An 8,567-nucleotide genomic window follows, 5' to 3' on the forward strand; every position below is an offset into this window, starting at 1 on the left:
TATTGATTTCCAAAGACAATCGGGAAATACCCATTGCAGATAGCGGCGCGCCGATCAAAGATGAGAACGGAAAGATTATCGGAGTTATTTTGGTATTCCGGGATCAGACATCTGAGCGCGCGGCGCGTGGCACCATCATCAATTCGGAGCGGCAGTTCCGAATGATCTGGGAAAATAGCCTGGACGGGATGCGCCTTTGCAATGCCGATGGAATCATCGTTCGCGTCAACCCCGCCTTTTGCCACATGGTCGGGAAGCCGGAGTCTGAATTGGTTGGTAAGCCGCTTTCGATTATTTATGATGAATACGCCGCCGATCATATTCTTGCCAAAGAGATCGAGCGCTTTCAGAGCGATACGATCGAGCCCCATTTCGAACGTCTTGTGACTCTTCATGACGGGCGATCTGTCTGGTTTGAATTGTCCAATTCCAAGATTGAGATCAATGGAGAAAAACTGCAACTTAGCATTTTCCGGAATATCACTGAGCGCAAACTGGCAGAAAAGAATCTCCGCGATAGCGAGGAACGTTTCCACTCGACACTGGATGGTATGATGGAAGGAGCCCAAATCATCGGATTTGATTGGCGCTATCTTTATGTGAACAAAACCGCCGAAAAGCATTTTCACCGATCCAAAATGGATCTCCTGGGGAAAAAATTTACTGGTGTGTGGTCTGGGATTGATCAAACGCCGTTGTTTGCTGTATTAACGCACTGTATGGAAGAGCGAGTCCCGGCTCAAATTGAAAATGAATTCAATTTCCCGGGCGGTTCAATTGGGATTTTCGAGCTTTCCATTCAGCCCATCCCGCAGGGAATTTTCATTCTATCCGTGGATATTTCCGAACGCAAACAGGCGGAAGAACAAATCCAATATCAAGCCGATTTACTAAAAAATGTATCGGATGCTATCATCGCAACCGATGTGGACAAATCGATCACCACGTGGAATCCGGCGGCGGAGGTGATGTATGGCTGGAAGGCAGAAGAAGTACTCGAGAAAACCTACCATGAAGTTATCAAACCGGAATATCGCTACGAATCCAGAGAGGCGGTATTCGAATCTATCGATAAGAATGGCACCTGGTCTGGTGAAATCGTTCATCATGACAAAGACGGTAAACCGCTGTCTGTTTTGAGCACCATTTCAGTTCTGAAAGACATCTCGGGCGATAAAATCGGAATGGTTTCGATCAATCACAACATCACAGAACAGAAACAGATTGAAGAGCAAATCTATCAATCCGAAGCTCAGTTTCGTTCAGTATGGGAACAATCACTGGATGGCATGCGCTTAGTTGACGAAAATGGGACGGTTATCCGTGTCAACGATGCTTTCTGCCAGATGATGGGGATCGACCGCTCGGAAATAGAGGGTAAATCTTTGGCTGAAATCTATTCCAGGGAACACAGAGAGCACATCGAAAAGATGCATCGGGAGCGATTCAGAACGCGAACCATCAAGCGCTACAGCGAACAGGAAGTTGTCCTGCGGGACGGTCGTAAGATATGGATTGAAGTGATGAATTCTTTCTTCGAATCCGGTAATAAAAAACCCATACTTCTTGGCATTTTCCGAAATATCACCGAGCGTAAACAGGTTGAAAAAACATTAAGGGAAAGTGAAGCCCTGTTTCGTGCGCTTGCAGAGAATTCACCGGCGGCTGTTTTTATTTATCAGAATGAATATTTTGTGTATGTTAATAAGGTTGGCGAGGATTTAGTTGGTTATTCTGCAATTGAGATGTACCAAACGCGTTTCTGGGATGTTGTTCACCCCGATTTCAAAGATCTCGTGCGCGAACGTGGTTTAGCGCGTCAGCGCGGAGAATCGGTAACGAATCATTATGAATTCAAGATTATTCGCAGTGATGGCACAGAGCGCTGGATTGATTTTGCCGCCGGCCAAATTGTTTATCAAGGGAAGCCAGCGGCGATAGGTTTTGCATATGACATTACCGAGCGTAAACAAGCAGAGGAAGCTTTACGAGAAAGCGAAGAACTTTTTAGAAAAGTATTCAGCCGCCATGCCGCTGTCAAGTTGCTGATTGATCCGGATACCGGAAATATCGTTGATGCCAATGAAGCCGCGGCGAATTTCTACGGCTGGTCGATTGAAAAACTAAAAAAGATGAAGATTCAGTATATTAATACTCTTTCTCCTGATCAAGTCAAAGAAGAAATGGAAAAAGCCAGGTCTCAGAAACGGGTACATTTCGAATTCCGGCATCGGCGGGCGGACGGTTCGATTCGGGACGTGGATGTGTTTAGCGGTAAGATTGAAACAAAAGGCAAAGACCTGCTTCATTCCATTATCTTCGATACGACAGACCGCAAACTGGCAGAAATAGCTTTGCATGATAGCGAAGAAAAATTCAGGAAAGCCTTCATGACCACCCCTGATTCCATCAATATCAATCGTATGGAAGATGGATTGTACGTTTCCATAAATAAGGGCTTTACCCGCATTATGGGATATACCGAGGAAGAAGTAATCGGTAAAACTTCCGTTGAAATGCATATTTGGGACGACCCTGAAGACAGAAAAAAACTGGTGGAAGGTTTAAAGGAGAATGGATTTGTAGAAAACCTCGAAGCACGTTTTAGAGCGAAAAATGGTGAGATCAGATATGGAATGATGTCCGCTTCCGTCACCGAACTCAATGGAATCAAACACATACTTAGCATTACCAGAGATATCAGTGAACGCAAGCAGGCGGAAGAGGCATTGAGAAAAAGCCAAGAGCAGTTGCGTCAGGCCCAGAAGATGGAGGCGCTCGGTCAATTAAGTAGATTAGGTTAATTGGGTAGATTAGGTAGATTAGGGATGAACCTGACGCTAATGCCCTCAATGCCACGATTTCCGTGCCCTCAACATTTCCCTTGTGGTTATTCCAAGAGTTATGTACAATAACGCCGTTATGTGATTGAAATTGTTTTTGCAACGGCATCTTTTAGCGAGGGAATGAACGTGGAATGTGATTTCGAGAAGAAGAAAATAACCAGACAAACGGCTATAACTCATAGACATTGACGATAACGGATTAGTTAAATCGAAATATATCGGTCATAAGTGATAACACGGAACGAATATGATAGCGGTACGGCGGGAGAACGACTGATTGCTCAGTTCTTTGATTCTCACTATTCAAAGTTCTTCTCATTTCCAAATCCCAAAACAAGATCAAATGCCCAAGTAGCTGATGTACTCGTATGGATGAACCGAGTTGTGTTTCTAATAGAAGTTAAAACACGGGACTCCGGCTCAGCTTCGATTGATTCTTGGGCACGTTCTAAGATTCAAAATGCGGTCGAGCAGATAAAAAGAAACTACGATAGAATAAGAACCAACGAAACCATTAATCTTCACAACTCATATTACAACACTACGCTTGATTGCTCTAGTGTCTCAAGAGTTGTTGGGCTGGTTGTTCTCGTCCACGACAAACATTGCACTCTTCTGCCGTCTATTGCCGTACCAGATATTTACAAATGTGATCTTCCCATACACGTGATTTCTTGGAATGATCTTCGTCGTATGACAACCGAAATTGACACAGTTCCCGACTTCGATTACTACCTTACTGACCGTTTTCAATATTTGGGAATTGCAGATATACCATTAGGCAATTAACTTAATGTTCTCGGTTATTACAAGACTCAATCCAATAAATTCCCCAATAAGCCTGTTGATTTCGGAGGGATAGCATTTTGGGAAACTTATCATTCAACTATGGCAGAAGCAATTGCAAGTCGGACATCTCACAACGAGTATTCCGGTTGGATAGATAAGCTTGAATCTGGTTTTTCCGACCAGCGCAAACTATTTGATGGTTATCCACTCGGACTATATTTCACTTGGGAAATCGGATCAATCAGCAGACGAGAACGTGCCTACCTCGGCAAGAAACTAGACTCAGTACAAGCTTGGTTTAAGAAAGGCAATTCGACCAGAAGATTTGCTTGGTTTAATGGTTCAACAGGGAATTGGCTTGTTTTTTACTACTCAAAGAGTGAACAATCGTTGCTACACAAAGAATTGCATAGACTAGTAGAACTGAAACTCATAAAGGAAGTCGACGAAGCGTCGTTCAAATACGGTGTCTATGGCTTTGGTTTGCAGGTCTCTGTAACATTTCCACCACGACTACTGGGTTTAGCAAGTGCAATCGTCATCGGTGCAGATGAAGTTATAGGAAAATACTCTCAAACTGACTTCGAAGAGGCTCGTAAGCATTTTGGCGACATAAATAACAGGCAGACTATTGAGATTAAGGAATTTCCAGAAGAATAGTGTGTGTACACTGCGCTTAACACGCCAAATAACGCCGGTCTGTCTTTTGATAAGAAGTAATTACCGTTGTTACATTTTTTTTACTGCGAGAGAATTTGTCGTTTGATAGCGGTAAAGAAAACAGCGTGGCCTGCGCACTCGTTAGTGGCAATGCCGATTTATAGAGTTTAACAAATGCAAGACAAACTCAAATGCAAATGCATATATTGTGGTTCCACAACCAACTTAAGCAAAGATCACATACCTCCTAAGTGTCTCTTTCCAAGTCCGGCCCCGAACAATCTTATAACAGTTCCGAGCTGTGTTCGATGCAACAAGAGTTACTCCAAGGACGAAGAGTACTTTCGCATCCAAATTTCGTCTCTTGCTGGCACTGAACATCATCCTGATGCGCACACTCTTTTTACAACAAAAATAATCCGTGGCTTGGAGCGGGGACCTAAATTAGCTTTTAAGGTCTTGTCTACAGTTTTTCCAGTCGAGATTTAGTGTGAGGGTCGAAAAATCGGAATCGCTCCCGCTTATGACATTAGCACCCTGGAATTTGATAGGGTTATGGTTAAGATAATTCGTGGACTTCTTTTCCACGAGACAGGACTTACTGTTCCGCCCAATTTCGTTATTAAGTGGAATATCGTCAATCAATCATTACAACTTCCCTTTAGATTAGTTAATGCTTTAAGGAACTGTCCAATAAATACTTTTGGTGATGGAGTATTCCGTTATCAAGTATATGTTCACCCCGGTACTACGGCTTCGTTTTGGTTGTGCTCATTTTACGATGGAGTGCTGTTTCACGGGGGTGTTTTCCTTGCAGGTGGCACTGCAACTAACACACCGCACTACGACACTTCCACACATAAAAAGGATTAAAATGGTTATTTAATCCGCCAGAAGGGGGATGCAGTATGCGGCGAGACGTTACCCGTAATCCTATACACAGTTCTATCCCCACTGTTTTAAATCGGAAGCATCTTTGCCACGACCGGAACTTGTCTGCTTCGGGCAGACAAGCCTAATCAACACAATCAACCTAATTAACCTAATCAACCCACCCGGCGGACGAAACCCGGTTTCCCCTACCGCCCTTTTAAGATGTCTTCACCTCTCTTTGGGGATGTCCTCAACATTACCCGAAGATATCTTTGACCCTACCCGGAGACGTCTCCGATCCTATATGAGGATATCTCCAATACCACCCGAAGATGTCTTCAACCCTACCCGAAGACATCCTCAGCACTACCCGGGGATGTCTTCAATATCATCCGAAGATGTCTTCGACTCCTCCGTAGGTTATCTGTAAGAACCTTTGCCGTAGCTGTCGATATAAGTTGTAGCAGGGTGCAAATAGATTTGTCCTTTCCCAAAGGGACTTGTGGTTGTGCACAGATATACCTGATGATGTCAACAACTACCTGCGCGGTTGTCTGCAAATGCTTCAGGAGGTGGAGCGTTATTGAGCATTATGGTCAGATCAATCCCTAATTTACTTAATCGACCGAATCTAACCGAATCTAACCAAATCCAACACAATCAACCCATTTGACCTAATTAACACAATCTACCTAATCGATCTTTTCTGCCATCTCCCCGAACGATTTAGTGTTTTTTTTGATAACATCCCTTAAATTTGATTTGTGAACCTGTTTAGCGCAAAAATCGAAGAACTCCGGCGGCAGATCAATGAAGCCAATCACGCCTACTACGTGCTGGACAATCCAACGATCAGCGACACCGAATACGACCGGCTGATGCGCGAACTCGAAAGGTTGGAGTCGGAATATCCGCAATTCATCACTTCCGATTCTCCCACCCAGCGTGTCGGCGCGAAACCGTTGGACGAGTTCAAGACGGTAATACACCGCATTCCGCTCCTCAGCCTCGATAATGCTATGGACGAAGGCGAGATTCGAGATTTTGCTCAGCGCGTTATGCGCGGATTGACGCCGTCCGAAAATGTTTTGTTCGTCGCCGAACCGAAAATCGATGGATTGGCAGTTGAACTCGTTTATGAGAATGGCGTCTTTGTTTCCGGTTCGACGCGCGGCGACGGTGTGACAGGCGAAGACATCACGCAGAATCTGAAAACGATCCGTTCTGTGCCGTTGAGCCTTCGCCGGGATAAGATTCCCGCTCCGAAGCTTCTTGAGGTGCGCGGCGAGGTTTATATGGAAAAGAATAACTTCGTCCGGCTCAACGAACAGCAGGAAAAAGAGGGAAAACCGCTTTTTGCCAATCCGCGCAATTCCGCCGCCGGTTCGCTGAGACAACTCGATCCGCAGGTTACCGCCAAACGCCCGCTCAGCATTTTCTGCTATTCGCTCGGCGCATGCGAAGGCTACACATTTTCGACGCATTGGGAATTCATGCAAACTCTGCCGCAATGGGGCTTTCGCGTGAATCCGCTGATTGAGCGTTGCACGGATGCGGAAGAATTGGTTGCATTCTATCGCAATATCGAATCCATCCGCGATACGATTTCCTACGACATTGACGGCGTGGTGTTTAAGGTCGATTCGCTGGCACAGCAAGTCGAACTGGGTTTTAAATCGCGTTCTCCGCGTTGGGCGATTGCCGGAAAATTCAAGGCTCAACAGGAAGTCACGCAAATTTTGGACATTGAGACAAGCGTCGGCCGAACCGGCGCCATCACGCCCGTGGCGCATTTTCAGCCGGTACAGATCGGCGGCGTCACCGTTTCGAACGCCACGCTTCATAATCAGGATGAGATTGACCGCAAGGACATTCGCGTCGGCGATTGGGTCGTCGTTCAGCGCGCTGGCGATGTGATTCCTCAGGTCGTGAAAGTGATTACAGAACGCCGAATAGGAAACGAAAAACCTTACCGGATTCCGCCTGTTTGTCCAGTCTGTGGAGCGCCAGTCGTCCGCGAGGAAGATGAAGCCAAACATCGTTGCCCGAACATCAATTGCCCGGCGCAAATCAAAGCCAACATCGAACATTTTGCTTCGAAGCGCGCCATGGATATCGATGGTCTCGGCGATAAATTAGTGGAACAATTAGTCGATCAGGGCTTGATAAAGAACGTCGCCGATCTCTATTTCCTGAGCAAAGAACAGTTGCTGGTGCTGGAACGCATGGGCGAAAAATCGGCGCAAAACATACTCGAAGCTATCCAACTCAGCCGACAAACGACGCTGGCGCGCTTCATTTATGCGCTCGGCATCCGCAACGTCGGCGAGTATACCGGCAAATTGCTGGAAAAGGCATTCGGCTCACTTGAGAAAATCAGTTCGGCGTCGCTTGATGGCTTGACGTCGATCGAAGGCGTCGGACCGATTGTGGCGCAGTCGATTCGCCATTTCTTCGAAGAACCGGCAAATGTTCAGACGATTCGGCGTTTATTGGAAGGCGGCGTAACGATTCAGGTGATAGAGAAAACATCGGAAGCATCACCAATTGCCGGGAAGACATTCGTATTTACCGGAACGCTCGCGACGATGACGCGGGAAGAGGCGAAAGACCTTGTCGAAAATCTCGGTGCGGTTGCGTCTTCATCGGTCAGTAAAAAGACAGATTTCGTCGTGGTAGGAACGGATCCCGGCTCTAAAGCGGACAAAGCCAGACAACTTGGAGTGAAAATCCTGACTGAGGATGAGTTCCGAGCGCTGATCGACGAAATGAAAAATTAACCGCTGAGAGCGCAGAGGACGCGGAGAATGTCACAGCAAATAAACCGCGCTCTAAAAACTTGCCCACGAAACACACGAAATAACACAAAAAGGCAAGAAGATAATTGTTCACGGAATGAATCAGAATTCCATTAATCTTGAGTAAATGTGTAAAATCGGAAATGAATAATAACTTGCTTTTTCTGAATTAATCTGTGGCGAAAACTCTCCGGGTCTTGTACATCCTCAACGGTTTAGATACGGGTTGAAATAGCCGTGCTGAAGATTCGGGAAAGTCACGCGGAAACGGTCGATCATGTTTCGTATTCCGATCCCTTCCTCTTCAGGCGAGTTCATCGTTTCCCAGTACCATTCCGGGTCGATGTTCAGGTTTCGCCACTGAATCAGGTCGATGTTGTAAGTTTTAATTAGGTTTTCAACGGCGGCGATCTCTCCCGGCTGATCGGTGAAACCCGGAAAGACGAACAAGTTAATGGAAACAAACCCGCCGAGTTCTTTCATCACACGTATGGATTCCAGAATGTCACTATATGAATAATTCGACGGTCTGTAGTATTTTTCGTAGAAGTCGTGTCGGGCGGAATTCATCGAAACGCGCATGCTATCGAGCCCAACCATG

Annotated in this window: 6 protein-coding genes; 5 read left to right on the plus strand and 1 reads right to left on the minus strand. The window is 45.8% G+C overall.

What is annotated here, in order from left to right; translation table 11 throughout:
- The 5 genes from COT43_05280 to COT43_05300 form a co-directional block, all read left to right on the plus strand.
- Positions 1 to 2,804 (plus strand): hypothetical protein (locus COT43_05280; protein ID PIS28899.1); only part of this gene is annotated, 2,804 nt, incomplete at its 5' end.
- Between the two features lie 270 nt (positions 2,805 to 3,074).
- Positions 3,075 to 3,635 (plus strand): hypothetical protein, encoded by a 561-nt coding sequence (locus COT43_05285; GenBank protein ID PIS28900.1) that lies wholly within the window; start codon positions 3,075 to 3,077, stop codon positions 3,633 to 3,635.
- Between the two features lie 99 nt (positions 3,636 to 3,734).
- Positions 3,735 to 4,295, plus strand: a complete 561-nt coding sequence (locus tag COT43_05290; GenBank protein ID PIS28901.1) for a hypothetical protein — start codon at positions 3,735 to 3,737, stop codon at positions 4,293 to 4,295.
- Between the two features lie 555 nt (positions 4,296 to 4,850).
- On the plus strand, positions 4,851 to 5,168 hold the full coding sequence (locus tag COT43_05295) for a hypothetical protein (protein PIS28902.1): 318 nt from the start codon (positions 4,851 to 4,853) through the stop codon (positions 5,166 to 5,168).
- Positions 5,169 to 5,932: 764 nt separating this feature from the next.
- On the plus strand, positions 5,933 to 7,948 hold the full coding sequence (locus COT43_05300) for a DNA ligase (NAD(+)) LigA (protein ID PIS28903.1): 2,016 nt from the start codon (positions 5,933 to 5,935) through the stop codon (positions 7,946 to 7,948).
- Between the two features lie 225 nt (positions 7,949 to 8,173).
- Here COT43_05300 and COT43_05305 read toward each other — a convergent pair whose 3' ends face one another.
- Positions 8,174 to 8,566, minus strand: coding sequence for a hypothetical protein (locus tag COT43_05305; GenBank protein ID PIS28904.1), 393 nt, complete (start codon positions 8,564 to 8,566; stop codon positions 8,174 to 8,176).
- Position 8,567: the final 1 nt, after the last annotated feature.

The sequence above is a fragment of the Candidatus Marinimicrobia bacterium CG08_land_8_20_14_0_20_45_22 genome (genome assembly GCA_002774355.1).
Lineage (GTDB): Bacteria > Fidelibacterota > UBA2242 > UBA2242 > UBA2242 > 0-14-0-20-45-22.

Excerpts from the sequence above, each read along its gene's own strand:
- COT43_05290 (PIS28901.1), top strand. The coding sequence starts at position 3,735 with ATGGCAGAAGCAATTGCAAGTCGGACATCTCACAACGAGTATTCCGGT.
- COT43_05305 (PIS28904.1), bottom strand. The coding sequence starts at position 8,566 with ATGGTTGGGCTCGATAGCATGCGCGTTTCGATGAATTCCGCCCGACAC.
- COT43_05295 (PIS28902.1), top strand. The coding sequence starts at position 4,851 with ATGGTTAAGATAATTCGTGGACTTCTTTTCCACGAGACAGGACTTACT.